We start from the raw sequence: 21203 nt of genomic DNA, 5'->3' as shown, positions 1-21203 counted from the left end.
CATGGCTGACCAGTCCATTTCGGAGGCCCGCATCCCCGCGGCGCCGGAACCCCGGGAAGGCGCCGCCGCACCCATCGGCCGGGAGGGCATCTCCCGGCGCCGTCTGCTCGGCACCGCCGGGGCCACCGGGCTCGTGCTCGGTGCTGCGGGCGGTGCCGTGGGCTACGCCGCCACACCGGCCGAAGCCACCCCGCTGGCCTCCGTGGGTGAGGGCCGTGCAATGTTTCACGGGAAACATCAGCCCGGTATCACCGAAGGGCTCCCGGCCCGCGGTCATCTCATCGCGTTCGACCTCGCCCCGGGTGCCGGGCGCAGGGAGGCGGCTGCCCTGCTGCGCCGCTGGTCGGACACGGCTCGGCGGCTCATGGCAGGCGAGCCGAGCGCCGATGGCGACACCGGTGTGGCGCAGGACGCAGGCCCCTCCTCCCTGACCCTCACCTTCGGCTTCGGCCATAGCTTCTTCGCCCGCACCGGACTGGAGAAGCAGCGTCCGGTGGCTCTGGACCCGCTGCCCGACTTCTCCTCGGACCACCTCGACAAGGCCCGCAGCAACGGCGACCTGTGGGTGCAGATCGGCGCCCATGACGCCCTGGTCGCCTTCCACGCACTGCGCGCCGTGCAGAAGGACGCCGGTTCGGCGGCCAGAGTGCGCTGGCAGATGAACGGGTTCAACCGCTCACCCGGCGCCACCACCCGCCCGATGACCGCCCGCAACCTGATGGGCCAGATCGACGGCACACGCAACCCCAAGCCGTCCGAATCCGACTTCGACCAGCGGATCTTCGTACCGGCGAACGGTGCCCCCGCCTGGATGGCGAACGGCTCCTACGTGGTCGTACGCCGTATCCGCATGCTGCTCGACGACTGGGAGAAGCTCGCGGTCAAGGAGCAGGAGGCCGTTGTCGGCCGCCGAAAGTCCGACGGGGCGCCATTGTCCGGAGGCACCGAAATCTCCGAGATGGACCTGGAGAAGACGGACTCCGCGGGCAATCTGGTGGTCCCCATCAACGCCCACGCCCGGATCACCCGCCCCGACCAGAACGGTGGCGCGGCGATGCTCCGACGCCCCCTCTCGTACCACGACGGCATCGACACGGACGGCGTGCCCGACGCGGGTCTGCTGTTCGTCTGCTGGCAGGCCGACCCGCTGCGCGGCTTCGTGCCGGTGCAGCGCAAGCTCGACCGGGGCGACGCGCTGACGCCGTTCCTCCGGCACGAGGCGAGCGGACTGTACGCCGTGCCGGGCGGCGCGGCGGAGAGCGAGTATGTGGGGCAGCGGTTGCTGGAGGGATGAGGTGGCCCCGCATCACTCGCATGCCACTCGCATGTCACTCCTGGGAGGACATCCGGGGATGCCCTCGGCGTGGGCCCATTAGGGTGAGGTCATGCCAGCGAGCTATGCGTATCTCGGCCCCGAGGGCACCTTCACCGAAGTCGCCCTGCGTACTCTCCCGGAGGCGGCCACCCGGGAGCTGATCCCGCACGTGTCCGTACAGTCCGCGCTCGACGCGGTACGCGCCGGGGAGGCCGAGGCCGCGTTCGTCCCCATCGAGAACTCCGTCGAGGGCGGCATCACCACCACCCTCGACGAACTGGTCGCGGGCACCCCGCTGACGATCTACCGCGAGGTGCTGCTGTCGATCACCTTCGCGCTGCTCGTCCGCCCCGGCACCAGACTGTCGGAGATCAAGTCCGTCACCGCCCACCCCGCCGCCCAGCCACAGGTCCGCAACTGGCTGAAGAAGCACCTCCCGGACGTCGTCTGGGAATCGGCCGCCTCCAATGCGGACGGGGCCCGGCTGGTGCAGGAGGGCCGGTACGACGCGGCCTTCGCCGGCGAGTTCGCGGCGGCCCGGTACGGGCTGGAGGCCCTGGAGACCGGGATCCACGATGCGGAGAACGCCCAGACCCGCTTCGTCCTGGTCGGACGGCCCGCACGCCCCGCCGCACCCACCGGTGCGGACAAGACGTCCATCGTGGTGTGGCAGCGTGACGACCACCCCGGTGGGCTGCGCGATCTGCTGGGCGAGTTCGCCACGCGCGGCGTCAACCTGATGCTGCTCCAGTCCCGGCCCACCGGTGCCGGTATCGGCAATTACTGCTTCTGCATCGACGCCGAGGGCCATATCTCGGACCGCAGGGTGGCCGAGACCCTGATGGGTCTCAAGCGGGTCTGCCTTCAGGTGCGCTTCCTCGGTTCGTACCCGCGTGCGGATGCGGGGCCGGCTGAGGTACGGAAGCCGCTGCCCGGAACCTCGGACGACGAATTCGCGTCCGCGGCGGACTGGGTGGCGCGCTGCCAGGACGGCCGGTTCTGAAATTTCCAGTCCTATCAGTCCTATTTTCTGATTTTCGTTATCCACAGAAGTTATCCACAGGGCAACTTCTCGATCCGGGGACAAGTCGACAGCGCTGTGCCGTTTCATCGACAAATCCCCCTACTGTCCATGATCGCGTTCACTCGCCCGGCGGGCACCCTTCGTTCACCCTTTTCCTTTCGTCAACCCTTCAGGGTGACCACTTTCCGCCCGAAAGTGGAGGTAAGAGAGAGTTCGCGACGGGAATCCTCGCCTCCGGTCGCGCGTTTCGGAATGGTTCATTCCGAAGTCCACAGGCTTTCTTCACACCCTGTGGATAACTTCCCGAACCTTGTGGACACCTGTGGACAACCGGACCCCGAATCCCGTTTCCGCAAGGGATTCCAGTCAACGGGCAGCCTGCGAACCGACTCTCCCCAGGGAGTGGGCCACTCTCCTTGTCCCCGATGGACACCAAGTGCCCCCTCGGGATGCCCCATGACGACCTCAGCTCAACCTCTATGGACACACTGTGCAATTCACCCATAACGGGACACGAGCGGCTCCGGTGGAATAGTGAGTCGTGGGGCGTCACCACACACCGGTAGCCTTGACCGCGTGATTGACCTTCGCCTGCTCCGTGAGGACCCCGACCGTGTGCGCGCTTCGCAGCGCGCCCGTGGAGAGGATGTCGCGCTCGTCGACTCCCTCCTGTCCGCCGACGAACGGCGCAGGTCGTCCGGCGTCCGCTTCGACGAGCTGCGCGCCGAACAGAAGGCGCTCGGCAAGCTCATCCCCAAGGCGACCGGCGACGAGAAGGCCGAACTGCTGAAGAGGGCCGGCACCCTCGCGGCCGACGTCAAGGCGGCCGACGCGGAGCGAGACGCGGCAGCGGCCGAGACGCAGGAGCTTCTGGGCAGGCTGAGCAACCTCGTCCACCCCGACGTCCCCGTCGGCGGCGAGGAGGACTTCGTCACGCTGGAGACGCACGGCACTGCCCGCGACTTCGGCGCCGAGGGCTTCGAGCCCAAGGACCACCTGGAGCTCGGCCAGATCCTCGGCGCCATCGACGTCGAGCGCGGCGCCAAGGTCTCCGGGTCGCGCTTCTACTTCCTGACCGGCGTCGGTGCCCTGCTCGAGTTGGCTCTGGTGAACGCCGCGATCGCCCAGGCCACTGCGGCCGGCTTCATCCCGATGCTGACACCGGCCCTGGTCCGGCCCCAGTCCATGGCGGGCACCGGCTTCCTCGGCCAGGCGGCCCAGGACGTCTACCACCTCGAGAAGGACGACCTCTACCTGGTCGGCACGTCCGAGGTGCCGCTCGCCGCGTACCACATGGACGAGATCATCGACGCCGACCGGCTGCCGCTCCGCTACGCGGGCTTCTCGCCCTGCTTCCGGCGCGAGGCCGGCTCGCACGGCAAGGACACCCGCGGCATCTTCCGCGTACATCAGTTCGACAAGGTCGAGATGTTCTCCTACGTCACTCCGGAGGAGTCGCAAGAGGAGCACCAGCGGCTGCTGGAATGGGAGAAGCAGTGGCTGACGTCGCTGGAGCTGCCGTTCCGCGTGATCGACGTCGCCTCGGGCGACCTGGGGTCCTCCGCCGCGCGGAAGTACGACTGCGAGGCGTGGATCCCGACCCAGGGCAAGTACCGCGAGCTGACCTCGACCTCGGACTGCACCGAATACCAGTCCCGCCGGCTCCAGATCCGCGTCAGGGACGGCAAGCAGGTGCGCCCGCTCGCCACGCTCAACGGCACCCTGTGCGCCGTGCCGCGCACGATCGTGGCCATCCTGGAGAACCACCAGCAGGCCGACGGCTCGGTGCGGGTCCCCGAGGTGCTGCGTCCGTACCTGGGCGGCCGGGAGCTCCTGGAACCGGTTGCCAAGTGAGCACGCCGTTCCCGTACCAACTCGTCGCCACCGACCTCGACGGCACGCTGCTGCGTGACGACCACTCGGTCTCCCGCCGCACCCGGGACGCGCTCGCCGCGGCCACCGCGGCGGGCGCCGCCCACATCGTCGTCACCGGCCGCGCGGTCCCCTGGACCCGGCCCATCCTCGACGACCTCGGCTACCAGGGCCTCGCCGTCTGCGGCCAGGGCGCCCAGGTGTACGACGCCGGGGCGCACCGGCTGCTCACGTCGGTGACGCTGGACCGGCAGCTGGCCGCGGTGGCGCTGGCCAAGATCGAGGCGGAGGTCGGCCCGCTGCACCTGGCCGCGAGCCGCGACGGTCTGGACGGCGAGGTGCTGGTCGGCCCCGGCTACGAGGTGACGGGCAGACTGCCCTCGACGCCGCTCACGGACGCGTCGGATCTGTGGTCGGCGCCCCTGAACAAGCTGTACATACAGCACCCGACCCTCACCGACGACGAGCTCGCCGAGGTGGCCACCCACACTGCGGGCGGTTTCGTCACCGTCGTCATGGCGGGCGAGGGCATCGTCGAACTGCTTCCCCTCGGCCTGTCCAAAGCCACCGGGCTGTCCCTGGCCGCTCGTCGGCTCGGGGCGAAGGCCGCGGGGACGATCGCCTTCGGCGACATGCCCAACGACATCCCGATGTTCGCCTGGGCCGCGCACAGCGTCGCCATGGCCAACGCCCACCAGGAACTGCGGGCGGTGGCCGACGAGGTGACGTCCTCCAACGAGGAGGACGGGATCGCGGTGGTGCTGGAGCGGTTGCTGGGCTGAGGACGCGACGCCCGCTGAGCCGTTCAGGAACTGGAGGGCTCAGCAGAGCTGAGTTCAACGTCTTGCGGAGGATGCACGAATCGAACGTGCGCGGGCTTTCGCCCGACCGCGGCTTAGCAAGCCGGTGCCTTACCTCTCGGCCAATCCTCCGGGTGGGCGGCCCACGCGGCTGATGCGCGTGCTCGAAGCGGCCGCCCCGGACAGCTCCCCGTGGGGCGGACTCGGCAAAGGAGCAGGAACTACTCCGGAGCCCGCCGTCGGCTGCCCTGGCAGGAGCTGGACGTACTGCCGTGCATGGACATCGTCCCGCTCCTCTCCCGGATCACGACACCGGACCTTCCCGGCGATGCGGACACCACCACTCTGCCTGCCGGGCGAGTGGGGTGCCACTCATTTAGATCCTGTCGTCTGGATCATGCCAAAAACGCGGGGCCGAGGGCCACGAGGGCCTTGCCGTCCTCGCCGTCCTCGCCGTCAGCGGGGCAGGCCGGCCGCCCACCGTCGGCCGACCTGCCCCGCTCACTCCCGGCGGCGGCGCCACCCGCGTCGGCGTGCCTTGCTGAAGAACCAGCCCGCCGGCGGCTCGCCGGAGCGCCAGGGCTGCGGCTCCGGCTCCTCGTGCCGCCGGCGTTCGGTCAGCATGCGGGCGCGGGCGGACGGCTCGGCGGTCTCCGCAGCACGGATGAAGGCGTCGTCCAGGACCACGTCGTCCGGGACGGTGGAGACGCTGTCCGCAGCCTCGGCCTCGGCGTCCCTGTCACGGGCCCGGTGGTCCGGCCCGTGACCGGGTGGGGCGTCGGGCCCGTGGACGGGCCCGTGGGCAGGTCGGTGGGCAGGTCGGTCCTCGCCCTCGTGCTCCCGTCGTTCGTCGTGCCCGGCTGTCCCACCCGCCATCACGATCAGTCCTTTTGTCGGATCGTGAGCCGGAGCCCTCGGTGTCCTCGTGCCCGGTGTGCCGGAGCGGAACGGGGTGAGGTCACTCCTCCCCGGCGAGCGTCAGCGTGCGCAGCTTCTGACCGGCGTACCAGGTAGCCAGGACGGTGACGACGATCAGCAGGACCGTCGCGGTCGTGAGACCGACGTCCGAGGTGACCAGGTCGCCGCCGGAGACCTTCTGGGCCACCGCCAGCGACCACTGCTGGACGCTCAGCGTGCGCGCGCCGGGCACCAGGGAGCCGAACAGGGCCTCCCAGACCAGCGCGTAGACCAGCCCGAACACCACCGCGTGCCGGGAGACCGTGCCGAGCAGCAGGAAGAGCGCCGCGTACGCGATGGAGGCGACCAGCGCGGCCACCGTGTAGGCGACAGCGATCTGCTGGCCGTTGCCGTTGAGGATGAAGCCGGCGATCAGGGTGGGCACCGCCGAGAAGACCATCGTCACGGCGATCGCCACGATCAGCTTGGTGTAGATGATCGTGGGGCGCTTGATCGGCTTGGACAGCAGGTACACCACCGAGCCGTCGTCGATCTCGGGACCCATCGCGCCGGTTCCCGCGATGACACCGATGATCGGCACCATGGTGGCGAGCGCCAGCCCGCCGAGTACGTCGGCCGCGGTCTGGTCGTCGGCACCGGCGAGGGCGCGCACCGCCACGGAGATCGCGATCAGCAGCAGGGGCAGGGCGCCCAGGATGAGGGCTCGGCGACGGCCGAGCAGGGCCCGGTAGGTGAGTCGGGCGACTGTGGGGTCGTACATGGTTCGGCCTCCTACGCCGCGACGAGATACGAGAAGACGGACTCGAGGGACTCGTCGGACGGCGAGACCGTGAGCAGGCGGATGCCGTGTTCCTTCGCGACCCTGGGCAGCAGGGACGTGAAGCGGGCGAAGTCGACGGCCTGGATGCGCAGGACGCCCTCGCTGTGGTCGATCTCGATGCCGGACGTGGACGGGTCGGCGATCAGCGCGGCCGCGAGGGCGCGGTCGTCGCTGGAGCGCACCAGGTAAAGGTGCGGGCGGTCCGTCATCAGACGGCGGATCTTGCGGAAGTCGCCGCTGGCCGCGTGCCGGCCGGCGACGACGACCTCGATGTGCCAGGCGAGCTGCTCGACCTCTTCGAGGATGTGGGACGAGAACAGCACGGTGCGGCCCTCGTCGCCCATGCGCCGCAGCAGGCCCATCAGTTGCATGCGCTGGCGCGGGTCCATGCCGTTGAACGGTTCGTCCAGCAGGAGCAGGGACGGCTCGTGGACCAGCGCGGAGGCCATCTTCACGCGCTGCCGCATGCCCTTGGAGTACGTGGCGATCTTGCGGTCCTGCGCGTACTCCATCTCGACCGTCGCCAGGGCCCGCTGGGCCGCCTTGGCGCCCAGTCCGTGCAGTTCGGCGTTGGCGACGACGAACTCGCGGCCCGTGAGGAAGTCGTACATCCCCTCACGCTCGGGGACGATGCCGATCTGCCGGTAGATCTTCTCGTTGCGCCACACGGTCTGGCCGTCGAGGGTGACGGTGCCGGTGGAGGGGGCGAGGAAGCCGCCCATCATGTTGATGAGGGTGGACTTCCCGGCACCGTTGGGGCCGAGGAGGCCGGTAACGCCGGGGCCAATAGTCATGGTGACGTCGTTGACAGCGACCACGTTGCCGAACCAGCGGGAGACGTGGTCGATGGAGAGCGTGGTCACAGGCCCACCTTCCGGTAGCGGCGCGTCAGAAGGCCGTAGCAGGCCGCGATCAGGCCGAGGGTGATGAGGACGTACACCACGCCCTCGCCGTTCGACGGTCCCGTCCCGCCGGGGAAGGTGGTGCTCGCGCCCAGGAAGGCGGACTGCACACCGTCGATGAGGGTGACCGGCGAGAACAGGCCGATCCAGGCGATCGCCTGGGAGCTGTCCTGGACGTGCGCGATCGCCTGGAGGGTGGAGACCGCGCCGTAGGAGATGGTCAGCACGGCGATCACGGCGGCGATGCCGAAGCCGCGACGCGGGGTGACCGCCGCGATGACCAGGCTGATGCCGGCGAAGAGCAGGGAGAGCAGTGCCACCGAGACGAGTCCTTGCGCGAACCCCTTGGTCTGGTCGGTGAAATCGAGTTTGGCCAGCAGCGCGCCCACATAGAGCACGAGCAGGGGAGTGGCGGTCAGGATGAAGAGGGCCGAGGTCAGGGCCGCGAACTTGGCGCGTACGTAGTCGGCGGTCTCGATGGGCCGCGAGAAGTACAGCGGCACGGTCTTGAAGCGCAGGTCGCGCGAGACGGACTGGGGTGCCTGCGAGGCGATGTACAGGCTGATCACGGCCTGCATGATGATCGCGTAGCGGGTGTAGTCGACGGGCAGTTCGTTCGCCTTGGTGGCCACGGCGACGGCCACCATGATGGCGGCGGGGATGCACATCACCACGAACAGCAGCATCGGCAGCACCTTGGACTTCGCCGAGCGGCCGAGGCCGTAGGAGCCGCGCAGGGACTGCGAGTACAGCGAGAGCCTGGCGTAGGAGCGGCCGAGGCGGGGGCCCTCGTAGGAGCGGTAGCCGATGTTGTGGATCCGGGTCTGGTCACCCGACGTCGGTGCGGGTGTCCGCAGGGGCTGCTCAACCGCCATGGCCGACCGCCTCCTTCCGCTGCTCGCCGTTGCCGGCCCCGGTGTTTTTACCTGTACCTGCGTCCGTGCCCGCGCCGGTGTCCGTGTCGTTCGTGAAGACCTCGGAAATGTGGTGGCGACGCTGTTCCATGCGCACCAGGCCGAGTCCGAGCTCGGCGATCACGTCCCGCACCAGGTCGTAGGTCTCCTCGCCCCGGGCGGTGAGCAGGAGGACGTGTCCGGAGCCCGGCAGCCCGCTGCTGTCCTGGACGGTCACCCCGCGCGCGTGGAGCGCGTCGCGCACCGCGCGGGTGCCGTCGGGGTGCTCGTCGGTGTCGGTGACCTCGATCGCGAGGGTGGTCGTGTTCTGCGTGAAGTCCGTGGTGGAGCTGGAGCGCAGCAGCTTGCCGCCGTCGACGACGACCACGTGGTCGCAGGTGCGCTCGAGTTCGCCCAGAAGGTGTGAGGTGACCAGGACCGAGATGCCGAAGTCGGTGTGGATGCGACGGATCAGGCCGAGCATCTCGTCGCGGCCGACGGGGTCGAGGCCGTTGGTCGGCTCGTCCAGGAAGACCAGGTCCGGGTCGTGCACCAGGGCCTGCGCGAGCTTCACGCGCTGCTTCATGCCGGTCGAGTAGCCGCCCATGGGGCGGTAGCGCTCCTCGTACAGGCCGACATGGCGCAGGGTGTCCGCGGTGCGCTCCCGCGCGGCGGTGGGCGGCAGGCCGGACATGCGTGCCATGTGGACCACGAACTCGGTGGCCGAGACGTCCGGCGGCAGGCAGTCGTGTTCCGGCATGTAGCCGACCCGCTCCCGGATGGCGGCGCCCTCGGTCGCGACGTCGAGGCCGAGCACTTCGGCGTGGCCCTCCGTGGCGGGGGAAAGACCCAGAAGGATCTTGATCAATGTAGACTTGCCGGCTCCATTGGCCCCGACGAGTCCGGTCACACCGGGCCCGACGTCCATGGAGAGCCGGTCAAGCGCGGTCACCCTGGGGAACCGCTTGCTCAGGCTTTCGGTCGCGATCACAGTCACGTCCCCGACGTTAGCGACCCGCGCCACGCGGGTCGTCAGCCCGGAGAGCCGTCTTGGCATCCCCCTCTGGTTGTACGGGCCCGTAGGGGATCCTCCCGCCGGGGAGCTGTCCACAGCCAGGAGTCGCCTATTGACCCGGCCTCCGGCGAGCTGTCAGATTCACGGTGTCACGCTACGGGCACGGAGCGCAGTCAACGTGACGGACGTCTGCCCCGGCATCGTCGACACCGGCATCACCTCCAGCGCGCGCTTCACGGGCGCGGACGCCGAGGAAAAACAGCGCCGCAGGCAGCGGGCGGCCCGCCTCTACGGGTTGCGCAACTATCCTCCAAAAAAGGTCCGGAGAAGGTCGCCGCCGCGATTCTGCACGCGGTGGTGCGGGACGATGCAGTGGCACCGGTGACCCCGGAGGCACGCGGCGCGTACGTGTTGGCGCGGTGGATGCCGAGGGCACTGCGCAGGATCGCTCGGGTGAGGCCGCTGCTGTGAAGCCGCCGGTGTGAGGCCGCGACGAGGGCCGGCCAGAGACCCCAGGCCCGCGTCGGCCGACGGGACGGGACCATCCGGGAGCCGCCGATACGGTTGTCCACAGGGTCGGCCGACTCCGCTGTGGATAAACAGACTTTGCTGTGGATCAAACATCCCGGGCAAAATCAATCGCGTGATTCACATCTCTCCCAGCAGGCTGAGCGGATGGATGAAAGACGCACCGTGAAGGTGTCGAAGTACATGGCCAGACATCTGCGCCATCAGCCCGAGGCGATCGGGTCCACCCTCGACGAGGCCGGCTGGGTCGAGATCGACACATTGATCGCCGCGGCGGCCGCACACGGCTTCCGGTTCACCCGGGCGGAACTGGACCACGTCGTCGCCGCCAACGACAAGCAGCGCTTCGCGGTCGAAGGCACCCGGATCCGTGCCAGCCAGGGGCACAGCATCGAGGTCGACCTCGGACTGCCGCCGGCCACCCCACCGCCGTACCTCTTCCACGGCACCGTCGCCCGCCACCTGGCCGCCATCCGCGCCGAAGGTCTGCTGCCCATGAACCGGCACGACGTGCACCTCTCCGTCGACCGCGCGACGGCGACCCGTGTGGGTGCCCGCAGGGGCCGCCCTGTGGTGCTCTCCGTGGGCTCGGCCGCCATGCACCGCGACGGCCGTGTCTTCCGGGTGAGCGCGAACGGCGTGTGGCTGACCGGCGCCGTGCCCCCTGGGTATCTGCGGTTCCCCGAGAGCCACTGACGCAGCGGTTTCCCGACGGCCGACGGCGTCGCATGATCAGCGGTATGGAACATCTGCCCACCACAGAGGCCGCCGTCACCGCCCTCCGAGCGCTCGCGGACGGGTACGGGCGCGAGATCGAGGTCACCCATGACATCGGCGCCGACCAGACATCACGCCGCACCGCGGCGGGCGTGGGTGTGACCACCGACCCGGACGGCTCCCTCCCCCATGAGGCCTACGTCGAGTTCGGCGGCCTGCCCCGGGTCAGCGTGCGGCTCTATCCCGAGGACGACGCCCTGATCGACGTGGAGGGCGTGGAGTGCCCCGACATCCCCCGCGACGAAGTGCCCGCCTTCCTCCGCTCCGTCTTCGACGGCCTCGCCCACGTCCGAAGCCGGCGCTTCCCGCCGGGCCACTTCCTGATCGTGCCGCTGCCCGGCGACCGGACGCACAAGGAGTTCATCCCCATGATCGTCCTCACCTCTTGGCTGAGTGCGCGCGTGCGGTGATCGCTGGACGCGTGGCGACCGTTTCACGTGAAACACCCGGGCATCGGCGGGGGCCATCAGGACCTGGGCTCGGCGGCACGAGTCTGTGCCTGAGCGCCGTGATCCTCCCGTACCGCCGTTGGAACGAGGGCAGCCGTTCGGCCTGGGAGCGCGCCGAGGAGCTCGGCTTCCACACGGGATACACCTACGATCACCTGTCGTGGCGCACCTTCCGGGACGGCCCGTGGTTCGGCGCGGTACCCACGCTCACCACCGCCGCGACGGCCACCGAACGGCTCCGGCTCGGCACGCTCGTCACCTCGGGCAAGTCTTTTTCGTCTATCGCGGCCTGAGCAGGGAGGATTCCCCCCAGCTGGCGAATGGTGGGCGATCGTTCGCCTCCCCCGCCCGACGACAAACCCCAGCGAAGCCGAGGCCGATATCCACAGACACCGGAACACCCCGGGTAACTGCTGTGGCCGTCCTCAAATACCAATGAGCCGGACACGGTCGCCGCACAACCGGACCATGTCGTCGACATCGGAGGTCAGCGTGGCCACCGGGTCCGGCTGACGCAGCGCCACCTCGGCAACGGTCGCGTCGATCGCGTACTTGTGACCGTGCAGCCCCGCGGCCTTGAGCAACTCGGCGGAGGCCCTGGCCACGTCCTCGGTCACCGGCTCGACCTTGACACGGGAGGGAACCCCCCGCAGCCAGGGCATGTTCACCCGAGCATGGCTGTCCTCCACCATCGTGTGGGCGCCGATGACGAAATCGGCACCCATGGCGTGGAACACCTGGAACATGGCGAGGATCTTGCGGTCCTGCGCGATCCAGGCCGAGAGCCCCTGGGAATCCAGGACCACGGTTTCGACGTGCCCGTTCACGCCGCGCTCGCTGATCCTTCACCGTCTGTCGCCCCGAAGATCCTGGAGCGGGCCCGAGACAGTTCCTCTTCGGTAAAGGCCCCGTACTCCTCCTGGTGACGCTCCAGATCGGCACCAAGCAACTGGTGCCGCAACTGCCGGGCCACCGCCTCGGCGACGTAACCGGAGACGTTGTCGGTGAGCTTGCGCAGTTCGGCGTCCTGATCGGTCGGCAGCGTCACCGTGATGCGTGTCGTGTCCGCCACGCCATGAGCATGCTGCGGTATGCACTCTCTCGGGTCGCCCCGGTCGACGGTTCCCTCGCCCACGGCCAAGGCCCCGGCTGCCCGGCGCGTCAGCCAGACCACGGCACCCCCGACACACCAGGCCGGTTCCCGCCGGTGAAGGCAGGGCCCGAACTTGCCGGTGGGTGACGGCGCGTGGTGAAGTCCGTTGGAGAGCAGGGCTGTGGCGCCCACCGGGCAGATGATGGGACGGAATCGAGTGGCACAGGTCGTCGGACGAAGGTCGCCTGGGACCCCCATGAGCGCGCCGCCGCTGGCCACGAGCGAGGCGACGACCTGGGCGCGGGCTCTGCTCGATGAAGGCTGGGCGGCGGTCTTCCTTCCCGGAGAGCCGGCCCGACTGGGACGGCTGCTGCTCTGGAAGCCTGCCGGGACGACCGGCGCGGACGGCATGCCGCCCACGGGTGTGGAGACCGAGTCGGCGGAGCTGGTGCTGCCGCACGGCCGCTCGGTCAGACGGCGCAGGGTGGAGGGCTACGCGCTGCCCGTCGCCCTCGCCGTCGCCACCCTGGCCGGGGCACAGCCGGTGCATCCGTCCGCCGCCGCCTGGCAGGCCGCTGCCCGCTTCGCGCTGCGGCTGCTCGCCGACGGACGGCTCCACCCGGCCCTCACCCCTGCCGGCTACGACACCTGGCAGGCGGGCCCCTTCACCGCCGCCCAGCGGCAGACGCTGGACGCCCTCGCCGCCGCGTTCCCGCCCCACGCCCACTGCCTGCCCGAGGCCGGCCCGTCTCCGTTGCGGATCGCCAAACCGGCTGAGCTGGTACGCCAGTTCTGCGACGCGGTCGCCGACGACCTGGTCCGTACTCCGGCCGCGCCACTCGCCATGGGAGCGCTGCCGTACGCCTGGCGCGAGGCACGTGCCGTGCCCGCCCTGCGCGAGTGGGCCGACGAGACCACCGCCGCATTCACCGCCGAGGTCGGCGTCTCCCTGCGCGTCGACCTGCCCGAGGGGCGGCGCCGGAAGTTCCGGGCCGCCCTGCAGCTGCACACCGCGGCGGATCCGGCGCTCGTCGTCGAGGCCGCACGGCTGTGGAGCGAGCCGGCCGAGGTGGAGCGGCTGCTCGGCCCGCGCGCCGAGACCGAGACGCTGCTCGCACTGCGCCGCGGTGCCCGCGTCTGGCCACCGCTCCAGCGGCTGCTGAAGGACGCCGCACCCGACGAACTCCGGCTGGCCGACGACGAAGCCTTCGACCTGCTGGGAGACGCCACCGACGCGCTGCGCGCGGCCGGTATCGACGTGCACTGGCCGCGCGAGCTGGTCAAGGCGCTCACCGCGACCGCGGAGATCGGGCAGCGCACCGCCCCTGGCTCCAGCGCGGGCGGTCTCCTCGACGCCGACGCCCTCCTCGACTTCCGCTGGCAGGTCTCGCTCGGCGGCGAGCCGCTCACCGAGGCCGAGATGGACGCCCTCGCCGAGACCCGCCGCCCCCTCGTCCGGCTGCGTGACCAGTGGGTGGTCGCCGACCCGAAGCTGGTGGCCCGCGCCCGGCGCCGCCGGATGGAGCCGCTCACCCCCATGGAGGCGCTGAGCGCCGCGCTGACCGGCGAGGTGGAAAGGGACGGCGAGCCGATCCCCTGTGAGGCGGTCGGCGCACTCGGCGACCTCGTCGCTCGTATCCGCGATCCCGAGTCACGTACTCCCGCCCCGCAGCCCGCCGCGCTCAAAGCCACACTGCGCGACTACCAGAAGCGGGGCCTTGCCTGGCTGGCCGAGATGTGCGGGCTCGGTCTCGGCGGCTGCCTCGCCGACGACATGGGCCTGGGCAAGACCATCACTCTTCTCGCTCTGCACCTGCACCGCCAGACCGACCCCGCCACCGCGGGCCCCACGCTCGTCGTCTGCCCCACCTCCCTGCTCGGCAACTGGCAGCGCGAGGCGGCCAGGTTCGCGCCCTCCACTCCCGTGCGCCGCTACCACGGCGGCGACCGCCACCTCGACGACCTGGCCGGCGACGAGATCGTCCTGGTCACCTACGGGGTGCTGCGCCGCGACCGCGCAGTCCTCGCCGAGGCCGCCTGGTCGCTGGTCGCCGCCGACGAGGCCCAGCACGTCAAGAACCCCTACGCCGTCACCGCCCGCGAGCTGCGCGCCCTGTCCGCCCGCGCCCGCGTCGCCCTCACCGGTACCCCGGTGGAGAACAACCTCTCCGAACTGTGGGCGCTCCTCGACTGGACCACACCCGGACTCCTCGGCTCGCTCACCGCGTTCCGGGACCGGCACGCCCGCGCCATCGAGTCGGGCGAGGATCCCGAGGCCGCCGAGCGTCTGTCCCGTCTCGTCCGTCCGTTCCTGCTGCGCCGCAGGAAGTCCGACCCGGGCATCGCGCCCGAACTGCCGGCCAAGACCGAGACCGACCGCGTCGTCTCGCTGACGGCCGAGCAGACCAGCCTGTACGAGGCGGTGGTCCGCGAGACCATGGCGAAGATCACGGAATCCGAGGGCATCGCCCGCCGTGGCCTGGTGCTCAAGTTGCTCACCGCGCTGAAGCAGATCTGCAACCACCCGGCCCAGTATTTGAAAGAGCACAGCCTGCGCCAGTCCACGCCGCTGCGCGGCCGCTCCGGCAAGCTCGACCTGCTCGACGAACTGCTCGACACCATCACCACAGAGGGCGAGTCGGTGCTGGTCTTCACCCAGTACAAGCAGATGGCGACCCTCCTGGAGAAACATCTCGCCGAGCGCGGCACCCCCGCCCTCTTCCTGCACGGCGGCACACCCGTCACCCGGCGCGAGGAGATGGTGGAACGCTTCCAGCGCGGTGAAGTGCCGGTGTTCCTGCTGTCGTTGAAGGCGGCGGGCACCGGACTCAACCTCACCCGCGCCACCCACGTCGTGCACTACGACCGCTGGTGGAACCCGGCCGTCGAGGACCAGGCCACCGACCGCGCCTACCGCATCGGCCAGGACAGACCCGTTCAGGTACACAAGCTCATCGCGGAGGGCACCATGGAGGACAAGGTGGCCAAGCTGCTCGAATCCAAGCGCGCGCTCGCCGACGCCGTCGTCGGCTCCGGTGAGGCCGCCCTGACCGAACTGTCCGACGCCGACCTCGCCGAACTCGTCGCCCTGGGGAGGCAGTCATGAGCCCCTCGCTGCCCGGCCAGCGCCGCGCGCCCGCCCGCGGCAGGCGCGCCTTCGCCGCGACCTGGTGGGGGCAGGCATGGGTGACGGCCCTGGAGGACTCCACCCTGGATGCCGGACGTCTGTCCCGCGGACGCACCTACGCCCGCAAGGGCATGGTCGGCCCGGTCACCATCGCCCCGGGCCAGGTCAAGGCCGCCGTCCAGGGCAGCCAGCCGCGCCCCTACCGCTCCTCGGTCCACCTGCCCGTCCTCACCGACACCCAGTGGGACACCCTGCTCGACACCATCGCGGCCCGTGCCGGGCATCTCGCCGCGCTCCTCGACGGCGAAATGCCCGCCGAACTCGTCGACGACGCCCGCCGGGCAGGCGTCCCCCTGCTCCCGCAGCCCACCGAACTCGACCCGGACTGCTCCTGCCCCGACTGGGGGTACCCCTGCAAGCACGCCGCCGCGCTCTGCTACACCATCGCCGCCACCATCGACGCCGACCCGTTCGTCCTCTTCGCACTGCGCGGTCGCAGCCGTGAGGAGGTCCTCGCCCTTCTGCGTGCACGTCGTACGGCAACCCAGGAGACCGCGAGCCCACCGACCCCGACCGGCTTCCCTGCCGCCGCCGCGTATACCCGCTGGGCCGAACACACTCCCCAGCTGCCCGAAAACCCCGCACCAGCCGCCCACACCGCCGCGCTCCCCATCACCCCGCCGCCCGGCAGCGGTCTGGCCGCCACGGACCTGGAGCGCCTCATGACCGACGCGGCCGCCCGCGCCGCGCGGCTCCTCGCAGGCGACACCGCCGATCTGCACCTGACCCGGCACCAGGACGCGGTACGCATCGCCGCGAGCGCTCCCGGCCCCGAGTGGTTCCACCACCTCATCGAGAACACCGGCGCCAAACCGGCCGCGTTCGCCCGCCTCACCCGCGCCTGGCGCCACGGGGGCGCGAGGGGCCTCACCGTCGCCGAACACCCCCACACCCCCGATTCGGCAGCGATGACGGCCGCGCGCACCGCCCTGAACACGGCGCTCACAGAGATGACCACCGCCCCCGTGTCCCTCAGGGCCTGGCGCAACCGCCTCACCCTCACAGACCACGGCATCCAGCTGCGCCTGGGCCCCGACGCCCGCTGGTACCCCTACCTCCAGGAAGACGACGGCGAATGGTGGCCGGCCGCGCCGGCCGACACCGACCCCGTTACCGCGCTCACCGCGGTCTGGCAGCGGACCGGGACGTAACGACAGCGGTGGTGCGCATGGCGTCGACCATTGCCGAATACGGTGGAGGAGCCATCGAGGACGAGGGGGGTCGGATGAGACGGGACGACGCCGAGTACATGGCAGCGCTGGACGAAACTGTGGAAATCCTTCGGCGTTGGGCACGGGAAGGCCGCACCGACGGCTGGTACAAGTCCCTCAGCGAAGAGCTGAAGGCGAAGGAACACAGCGTCCACTACCGCGGCCCGATCATCAGCTTCCTGCTGGGTGACGCCTGCCGCCGGGACAGCCAGGGGCTTGAGCCCATGCTCTCCGCCATCGTGATCCTCAAGGCAACCGGCAGACCCGCCGGCCAGTTCTTCGAGCTGGCGAACGGGGCCCCGTTCCACCGGACGGCCGCGGACTGGACCTGGGAGCAGGAACGCGCCCGCGTCTTCGCACGCTACCGCGAGGGCTGAAGGGTGCCGGTACCGCTCTAAAACGCACAGGCTCAGCACGGACCGACGCAGCCCCAGCCGGGGAGGTCTAGTGCTCCCGTTGCTCGCAGTCACCGGAGCATAGGGTCGTAGGCATGCGACTGAGCACAGTAATCCTTCCCATCCATCGCTGGAGCGAGGGACAGCAGGTCTGGCGGCGCGCCGAAGACCTCGGGTTTCACGCCGCCTACACCTACGACCACCTCTCCTGGCGCAGCTTCCGGGACGGGCCGTGGTTCGGTGCCATTCCCACGCTCACGGCCGCAGCCGTCGTGACGCAGAGTATCCGTTTGGGCACGCTCGTCACCTCAGTCAAGCCTTTTTCACCCATCACGCGCTGACCTGCGGAAACATGGCAGGGTGCAGGAAGGGCCGACGTGGGCGCTCAGGGCCTGTCCGGTGAATCATGCCGAGGGCGCGATGTCTGGTGCGCCCTCCCCCAAGCTCTTCGAGCAGGGGGTGCCCCCAGCGGCGTTGTCGTCGGTTGCCGACGCTCCTCCCCCGAGCTCTCGGCTCAGCTCGAGCAGGGGAGACCCCGACCGTTGTCCTCCTCCGCCTTGCAGCTGCACACACCAGACACCCCTCACCAGCAACGAAAAAGCACCGCTGCCGTTTCGCAGCCTGACCCGCCGGACAGGCGCTAGATCGGCTCGACGGCGATGCGAGGGTGGCACAGTCGGAGCAGGTCATCCGTGTCGCTCGTGATGACAGTGACGTCACCTTGCTCCACGTGAGCCGTGGCCGCGAGCATCGCGTCGATGGCGTACTTGTGACCGTGCAGGCTTTCTGCGGCGAGCAGTCTGCTTGCCGCACGGGCGATCTCCTCCGTGACGGGGCGCACCTTGGCCAGGGAAACGGCATGGTCGAACGCCGCCTGCGGCACCTTCGGGTCGCGTGCCTCCACCAGCGTGGCGGCGCTCGTCACGACGAGCAGGTCCAGTCTGCGGGCGACGTCCAGCCATACGGTCATGTCGCGGTGCCGACGGGAGAGCTTGGAGAGGGCCTCGCTGTCGAGAACGAGAGTCCCGCTCATACGGCGTCCGCTGGAGCGGACTCACCGCGGTGGGCAGCGTGGTGGGCGCGGATGCGTTCGGCCTTGTCGGACACCTCGGCAGGGTCGACAGGGCCGTGCTCCGCTTCAGCGGTGGCGATGTACTCGTCGATGGCCTCGCGCTGGAGCTGCCGCTGTACGGCCTCCTCGATATAGGAGGAGACGCCTTGTTTGCCGGCGCGTGCGCGGATCGCTTCCAGGGTCTCGGCGCGTAGGGAGACGCTGGTGACTCGGGTCTTGCCGGGGCGGGGCGCGTCCATAGGGGAAGTGTAGTATGTAACTTATTAATCTGCTGGCGCTTCACGGTGACTACCTGCGGCCGGCAGCGAGCCTGCTGAGGCGGTCACCGATGACGGACACCCCGGGGCGCGGCTCGTTCTCGTAGTACCAGGGCTTGTATCGGCGCAGCAGCGTCTCACCGTGCTCACTCCAGGTGAATCCGGGCTTCCGCAGCAGCTTTCGGAACACCACGTCGGCTGGCTCCGGGTAAGCGGCAGCCAGTCGGCGGATCGGCAGCGGCGCGATCGACTCCTCGCGCAGGTACGTGCGCAACAGATCCTGATGCTGCTTGCGGCCCGCGAGGGCCGGGTCCGCGAAGAGGTCCCGCAGCATCCCGTAGTCCGCGTAGAAGTTGAGTCCATCGACCTGGTCGTAGATGACACCGATGGTGTCCGAGTCCGCCAGTTCTCCCGGCAGCTCGAAGAAGGGCAGGTCCAGGCCGGGCAGTCGCCTGCCCCGGGCACGGTCGGGCTGTCCGATGATGGCGGCCTCTTGGCGGTGACAGTAGTAGCCATTGAGGAGGTCCTTGGCTTCGGCAGGCGGAAGGACCAGTTCGTCGCCTCCGAAGAACTCGACGAACGCGGCCCGGTCCTCCCGCATCCGCTGCCAGCCCTGCTCGATCTTCGCGGGGTTACGGAAGACCAGTTCGGGCCGGCTGGTGGCCAGATGGAGAGCGGCCTGGGCGATCTCGGTGGCACTGGACTTGGGGTAGCTCGACATCGCCCCGGACACCAGCCACACCCCGCCGGCCGAGTGGACGGGTACCAGGCAGGTGTGCAGGAAGCTCCCCTTGGACACTCCACGGAACGCCGCCCGCCCCGCATTGGAGTACGTGCGGTACTCCAGGTCGTCGACCAGGTTCAGCAGGACGACGGCGTCCTTCTCCTTGCGCTGGATCTCGAAGATGCCCTCGACCGGGTCACGCCAACCGAGCAGCATCTCCCGGTCGACTGCGGTCAAGTCCTTCCGTCCGGCGACGAACCGGTCCACCACGGTCGAACCGTCCGGCAGGCGGTACCGCAGGATGAAGTGGTCGATGATGCGGATCGCCTCGCCCTCGTCCAGCTGCCGCTCAGGCCCTGCGGCTTCCAGCAGGAGGGGCGTCAGCCACCGGTCGAAGCGGGCGCTCTGAGCGAAGGTGACCAGTTTTGCTTTCAACTCGGCGCTTCGCTCGATGAGATCGATCAGCGACGGTTCACCGACACCCTGGTGCGCGCCTGGTACGGCCTCAGCCACGTTCAGCCCTTTCGTACGAGCCAGTTCCGCGTGAAGTGAGAGGTGTTCGGCCTCAACCGGCCCAGTGGCGGTACGCCTCGATCCACTCCGCCCCCTCGGGCGCCGGGCTGGGCAACGGCAGCTCCAGGATGCCGATCGGATGCCGCACACGGCCACGAGAGCACAGGGCGACGACCCTGCCGTCGGGCCTGAGGTCGACGCCGTACACAGTTACCTCGACGCCGAGAACCGCGGTGGTGAAGGGCAGGTCGAGGTACTCCTCAAGTATGGTGAACAGACCGGTCAGCTGCTCGTCCTCGTTGTAGGCGTCGATAGTCGCTTCTTCGATCATGGCCTCGAGTTCAGCCCTGCTCAGCGTGCCCATGTCGCCACGGTAGCGGCCTCCATCACGACGTCGGCTTGGCTTCCCGAATCTGCTCCGTCGGCATATCCGTGGCGTCGGGAAGCCCGCGTATCGTCGGGGTCATGCGTCTGAGCACGGTAATCCTCCCCATCCACCGGTGGGCCGAAGGACAGAAGACCTGGCGGCGGGCCGAAGAACTCGGGTTCCACGCCGTGTACACGTACGACCACCTTTCATGGCGGACCTTCCGGGACGGGCCGTGGTTCGGTGCCATTCCCACGCTCACGGCCGCGGCAATGGTGACGCAGAGTATCCGCTTGGGCACGCTCGTCACCTCGCCGAACTTCCGGCACCCGGTGACCCTGGCCAAGGAGCTGATCTCCCTCGACGACATCTCGGGCGGACGCATCACCCTTGGTATCGGCGCGGGCGGCTCCGGTTTCGACGCCACCGCGCTCGGCCAGGAACCGTGGACCCCGCGCCAGCGGGCGGACCGCTTCGCCGAGTTCGTACCGCTGCTCGACCGACTGCTCACCGAGGACTCCGTGTCGTACGAGGGCGACTTCTACGCGGCGCACGAGGCCCGAGGCATCCCGGGGTGCGTGCAGCGGCCCCGGCTGCCGTTCGCCGTGGCCGCCACCGGACCGCGCGGGCTGCGGCTCGCCGCCCATCACGGGCAGGCGTGGGTGACCACGGGCGACCCCAAGCTGTACGAGAACGGCACACCCGAACAGTCGGTGCACGCCCTTCGCGGTCAGCTGGAGAAGCTGGCCGATGCCTGTGCCGAGATCGGGCGGAACGTGGCCGGGCTGGACAAGATCCTGCTCACGGGATTCACCCCGGACCGGGGGCGCCCGCTGGAGTCCCTGGACGCGTTCGTCGACTTCGCCGGCCGTCATGCGGAGCTGGGCTTCACCGAGATCGTGCTCCACTGGCCCATCCCCGACTCGGACTTCGCGGCGGACCAGAAGATCTTCGAGCGGATCGCCATGGAGGCGCCGACCCAGCTGGGCTGAGCGGGCGGCCGGCCGACGAGCCGGATAGACGTCCGGAGCCGATCCTCACCGCCACTGCCGCAGATTCGGCCGCCTCAAC

At 69.7% G+C, this 21203-nt stretch carries 21 protein-coding genes, 1 tRNA gene and 3 pseudogenes; 13 read left to right on the top strand and 12 right to left on the bottom strand.

Annotated features, from left to right (window positions below; all coding sequences use genetic code 11):
• The first annotated feature begins 1 nt into the window (after position 1).
• The 4 genes from efeB to ACFPZI_RS23220 all read left to right on the top strand — a co-directional run bounded on the left by efeB (position 2) and on the right by ACFPZI_RS23220 (position 4993).
• Positions 2-1294, top strand: coding sequence for an iron uptake transporter deferrochelatase/peroxidase subunit (gene efeB / locus ACFPZI_RS23235; RefSeq protein ID WP_381366136.1), 1293 nt, complete (start codon positions 2-4; stop codon positions 1292-1294).
• A 91-nt stretch (positions 1295-1385) separates the two neighbouring features.
• Positions 1386-2318, top strand: a complete 933-nt coding sequence (pheA, locus tag ACFPZI_RS23230) for a prephenate dehydratase (protein WP_381366133.1) — start codon at positions 1386-1388, stop codon at positions 2316-2318.
• 597 nt (positions 2319-2915) lie between these two features.
• Entirely contained in the window at positions 2916-4193 is a 1278-nt protein-coding gene (gene serS / locus ACFPZI_RS23225) for a serine--tRNA ligase (RefSeq protein WP_381366130.1), read from the top strand.
• Positions 4190-4993, top strand: a complete 804-nt coding sequence (locus ACFPZI_RS23220; RefSeq protein WP_381366127.1) for an HAD family hydrolase — start codon at positions 4190-4192, stop codon at positions 4991-4993. The genes serS and ACFPZI_RS23220 overlap by 4 nt, the downstream gene beginning before the upstream one ends.
• Before the next feature lie 65 nt (positions 4994-5058).
• Here the strand turns inward: ACFPZI_RS23220 and ACFPZI_RS23215 are convergent.
• The 6 genes from ACFPZI_RS23215 to ACFPZI_RS23190 form a co-directional block, all read right to left on the bottom strand.
• Positions 5059-5143 (bottom strand) — tRNA-Ser (locus tag ACFPZI_RS23215).
• A 369-nt stretch (positions 5144-5512) separates the two neighbouring features.
• Positions 5513-5698, bottom strand: coding sequence for an SGM_3592 family protein (locus ACFPZI_RS23210; RefSeq protein WP_381366398.1), 186 nt, complete (start codon positions 5696-5698; stop codon positions 5513-5515).
• Between the two features lie 271 nt (positions 5699-5969).
• Positions 5970-6689, bottom strand: a complete 720-nt coding sequence (locus ACFPZI_RS23205; protein WP_381366125.1) for an ABC transporter permease subunit — start codon at positions 6687-6689, stop codon at positions 5970-5972.
• Positions 6690-6700: 11 nt separating this feature from the next.
• Positions 6701-7612: an ABC transporter ATP-binding protein gene (locus ACFPZI_RS23200; protein ID WP_381366123.1), complete on the bottom strand. Its 912-nt coding sequence runs from the start codon at positions 7610-7612 to the stop codon at positions 6701-6703.
• Positions 7609-8526, bottom strand: a complete 918-nt coding sequence (locus tag ACFPZI_RS23195; protein WP_381366121.1) for an ABC transporter permease subunit — start codon at positions 8524-8526, stop codon at positions 7609-7611. Before ACFPZI_RS23195 ends, ACFPZI_RS23200 begins: the two co-directional genes overlap by 4 nt.
• Entirely contained in the window at positions 8516-9535 is a 1020-nt protein-coding gene (locus ACFPZI_RS23190) for an ABC transporter ATP-binding protein (RefSeq protein WP_381366396.1), read from the bottom strand. The genes ACFPZI_RS23195 and ACFPZI_RS23190 overlap by 11 nt, the downstream gene beginning before the upstream one ends.
• Positions 9536-9737: 202 nt before the next feature.
• On the opposite strand from ACFPZI_RS23190, the pseudogene ACFPZI_RS23185 reads away from it, so the two are divergent.
• From ACFPZI_RS23185 to ACFPZI_RS23170, 4 genes and pseudogenes are all read left to right on the top strand, one after another.
• Positions 9738-10030: pseudogene (locus ACFPZI_RS23185) on the top strand (SDR family oxidoreductase); the annotation flags it as partial.
• Positions 10031-10234: 204 nt separating this feature from the next.
• Positions 10235-10783, top strand: coding sequence for an RNA 2'-phosphotransferase (locus tag ACFPZI_RS23180; RefSeq protein WP_381366119.1), 549 nt, complete (start codon positions 10235-10237; stop codon positions 10781-10783).
• 32 nt (positions 10784-10815) lie between these two features.
• A complete protein-coding gene (locus ACFPZI_RS23175; protein WP_381366117.1) occupies positions 10816-11274 on the top strand; it encodes a hypothetical protein in 459 nt (152 codons plus the stop codon).
• Between the two features lie 83 nt (positions 11275-11357).
• Positions 11358-11576, top strand: a pseudogene (locus ACFPZI_RS23170) (LLM class flavin-dependent oxidoreductase); the annotation flags it as partial.
• Positions 11577-11738: 162 nt separating this feature from the next.
• Here ACFPZI_RS23170 and ACFPZI_RS23165 read toward each other — a convergent pair.
• Together ACFPZI_RS23165 and ACFPZI_RS23160 are read right to left on the bottom strand one after the other, a co-directional pair.
• Entirely contained in the window at positions 11739-12140 is a 402-nt protein-coding gene (locus ACFPZI_RS23165) for a DNA-binding protein (protein WP_381366115.1), read from the bottom strand.
• Positions 12137-12385, bottom strand: a complete 249-nt coding sequence (locus ACFPZI_RS23160; RefSeq protein ID WP_381366113.1) for a type II toxin-antitoxin system CcdA family antitoxin — start codon at positions 12383-12385, stop codon at positions 12137-12139. Before ACFPZI_RS23160 ends, ACFPZI_RS23165 begins: the two co-directional genes overlap by 4 nt.
• A gap of 277 nt (positions 12386-12662) precedes the next feature.
• Here ACFPZI_RS23160 and ACFPZI_RS23155 point away from each other — a divergent pair, with 277 nt between their 5' ends.
• From ACFPZI_RS23155 to ACFPZI_RS23140, 4 genes and pseudogenes are all read left to right on the top strand, one after another.
• Positions 12663-15512 carry a DEAD/DEAH box helicase gene (locus tag ACFPZI_RS23155; protein ID WP_381366110.1) on the top strand — a complete coding sequence of 950 codons (2850 nt, stop codon included), beginning with the start codon at positions 12663-12665 and terminating at the stop codon, positions 15510-15512.
• Positions 15509-16744, top strand: a complete 1236-nt coding sequence (locus ACFPZI_RS23150) for an SWIM zinc finger family protein (protein ID WP_381366107.1) — start codon at positions 15509-15511, stop codon at positions 16742-16744. Before ACFPZI_RS23155 ends, ACFPZI_RS23150 begins: the two co-directional genes overlap by 4 nt.
• A 74-nt stretch (positions 16745-16818) precedes the next feature.
• Complete coding sequence (locus ACFPZI_RS23145) at positions 16819-17181, top strand: hypothetical protein (RefSeq protein WP_381366104.1); 363 nt, start codon at positions 16819-16821, stop codon at positions 17179-17181.
• A 113-nt stretch (positions 17182-17294) separates the two neighbouring features.
• A pseudogene (locus ACFPZI_RS23140) lies at positions 17295-17534 on the top strand (LLM class flavin-dependent oxidoreductase); the annotation flags it as partial.
• A gap of 305 nt (positions 17535-17839) precedes the next feature.
• Here the strand turns inward: ACFPZI_RS23140 and ACFPZI_RS23135 are convergent.
• From ACFPZI_RS23135 to ACFPZI_RS23120, 4 genes are read right to left on the bottom strand one after another with little or no spacing between them, the layout of a single operon-like run.
• Entirely contained in the window at positions 17840-18232 is a 393-nt protein-coding gene (locus tag ACFPZI_RS23135) for a DNA-binding protein (RefSeq protein WP_381366101.1), read from the bottom strand.
• A complete protein-coding gene (locus tag ACFPZI_RS23130) occupies positions 18229-18510 on the bottom strand; it encodes a hypothetical protein (protein WP_381366099.1) in 282 nt (93 codons plus the stop codon). Before ACFPZI_RS23130 ends, ACFPZI_RS23135 begins: the two co-directional genes overlap by 4 nt.
• Positions 18511-18559: 49 nt before the next feature.
• On the bottom strand, positions 18560-19765 hold the full coding sequence (locus ACFPZI_RS23125; protein WP_381366096.1) for a hypothetical protein: 1206 nt from the start codon (positions 19763-19765) through the stop codon (positions 18560-18562).
• Positions 19766-19817: 52 nt separating this feature from the next.
• A complete protein-coding gene (locus ACFPZI_RS23120; protein WP_381366094.1) occupies positions 19818-20129 on the bottom strand; it encodes a hypothetical protein in 312 nt (103 codons plus the stop codon).
• A 101-nt stretch (positions 20130-20230) separates the two neighbouring features.
• On the opposite strand from ACFPZI_RS23120, the gene ACFPZI_RS23115 reads away from it, so the two are divergent.
• Positions 20231-21124: an LLM class flavin-dependent oxidoreductase gene (locus ACFPZI_RS23115; protein WP_381366091.1), complete on the top strand. Its 894-nt coding sequence runs from the start codon at positions 20231-20233 to the stop codon at positions 21122-21124.
• Positions 21125-21203 lie beyond the last annotated feature (79 nt).

Origin of the sequence: Streptomyces chlorus (assembly GCF_042655885.1) — a bacterium.
GTDB classification, from domain to species: Bacteria; Actinomycetota; Actinomycetes; order Streptomycetales; family Streptomycetaceae; genus Streptomyces; species Streptomyces chlorus.
The sequence above is the reverse complement of the archived record's forward strand: the minus strand, read 5'-3'. Positions and strand labels throughout refer to the sequence as shown.

Excerpts from the sequence above, each read along its gene's own strand:
- ACFPZI_RS23115 (WP_381366091.1), top strand. The coding sequence starts at position 20,231 with ATGCGTCTGAGCACGGTAATCCTCCCCATCCACCGGTGGGCCGAAGGA.
- ACFPZI_RS23150 (WP_381366107.1), top strand. The coding sequence starts at position 15,509 with ATGAGCCCCTCGCTGCCCGGCCAGCGCCGCGCGCCCGCCCGCGGCAGG.
- ACFPZI_RS23195 (WP_381366121.1), bottom strand. The coding sequence starts at position 8,526 with ATGGCGGTTGAGCAGCCCCTGCGGACACCCGCACCGACGTCGGGTGAC.
- ACFPZI_RS23145 (WP_381366104.1), top strand. The coding sequence starts at position 16,819 with ATGAGACGGGACGACGCCGAGTACATGGCAGCGCTGGACGAAACTGTG.
- ACFPZI_RS23120 (WP_381366094.1), bottom strand. The coding sequence starts at position 20,129 with ATGGGCACGCTGAGCAGGGCTGAACTCGAGGCCATGATCGAAGAAGCG.
- pheA (WP_381366133.1), top strand. The coding sequence starts at position 1,386 with ATGCCAGCGAGCTATGCGTATCTCGGCCCCGAGGGCACCTTCACCGAA.
- ACFPZI_RS23135 (WP_381366101.1), bottom strand. The coding sequence starts at position 18,232 with ATGAGCGGGACTCTCGTTCTCGACAGCGAGGCCCTCTCCAAGCTCTCC.
- ACFPZI_RS23180 (WP_381366119.1), top strand. The coding sequence starts at position 10,235 with ATGGATGAAAGACGCACCGTGAAGGTGTCGAAGTACATGGCCAGACAT.
- ACFPZI_RS23205 (WP_381366125.1), bottom strand. The coding sequence starts at position 6,689 with ATGTACGACCCCACAGTCGCCCGACTCACCTACCGGGCCCTGCTCGGC.
- ACFPZI_RS23130 (WP_381366099.1), bottom strand. The coding sequence starts at position 18,510 with ATGGACGCGCCCCGCCCCGGCAAGACCCGAGTCACCAGCGTCTCCCTA.
- efeB (WP_381366136.1), top strand. The coding sequence starts at position 2 with ATGGCTGACCAGTCCATTTCGGAGGCCCGCATCCCCGCGGCGCCGGAA.
- ACFPZI_RS23175 (WP_381366117.1), top strand. The coding sequence starts at position 10,816 with ATGATCAGCGGTATGGAACATCTGCCCACCACAGAGGCCGCCGTCACC.
- ACFPZI_RS23155 (WP_381366110.1), top strand. The coding sequence starts at position 12,663 with ATGAGCGCGCCGCCGCTGGCCACGAGCGAGGCGACGACCTGGGCGCGG.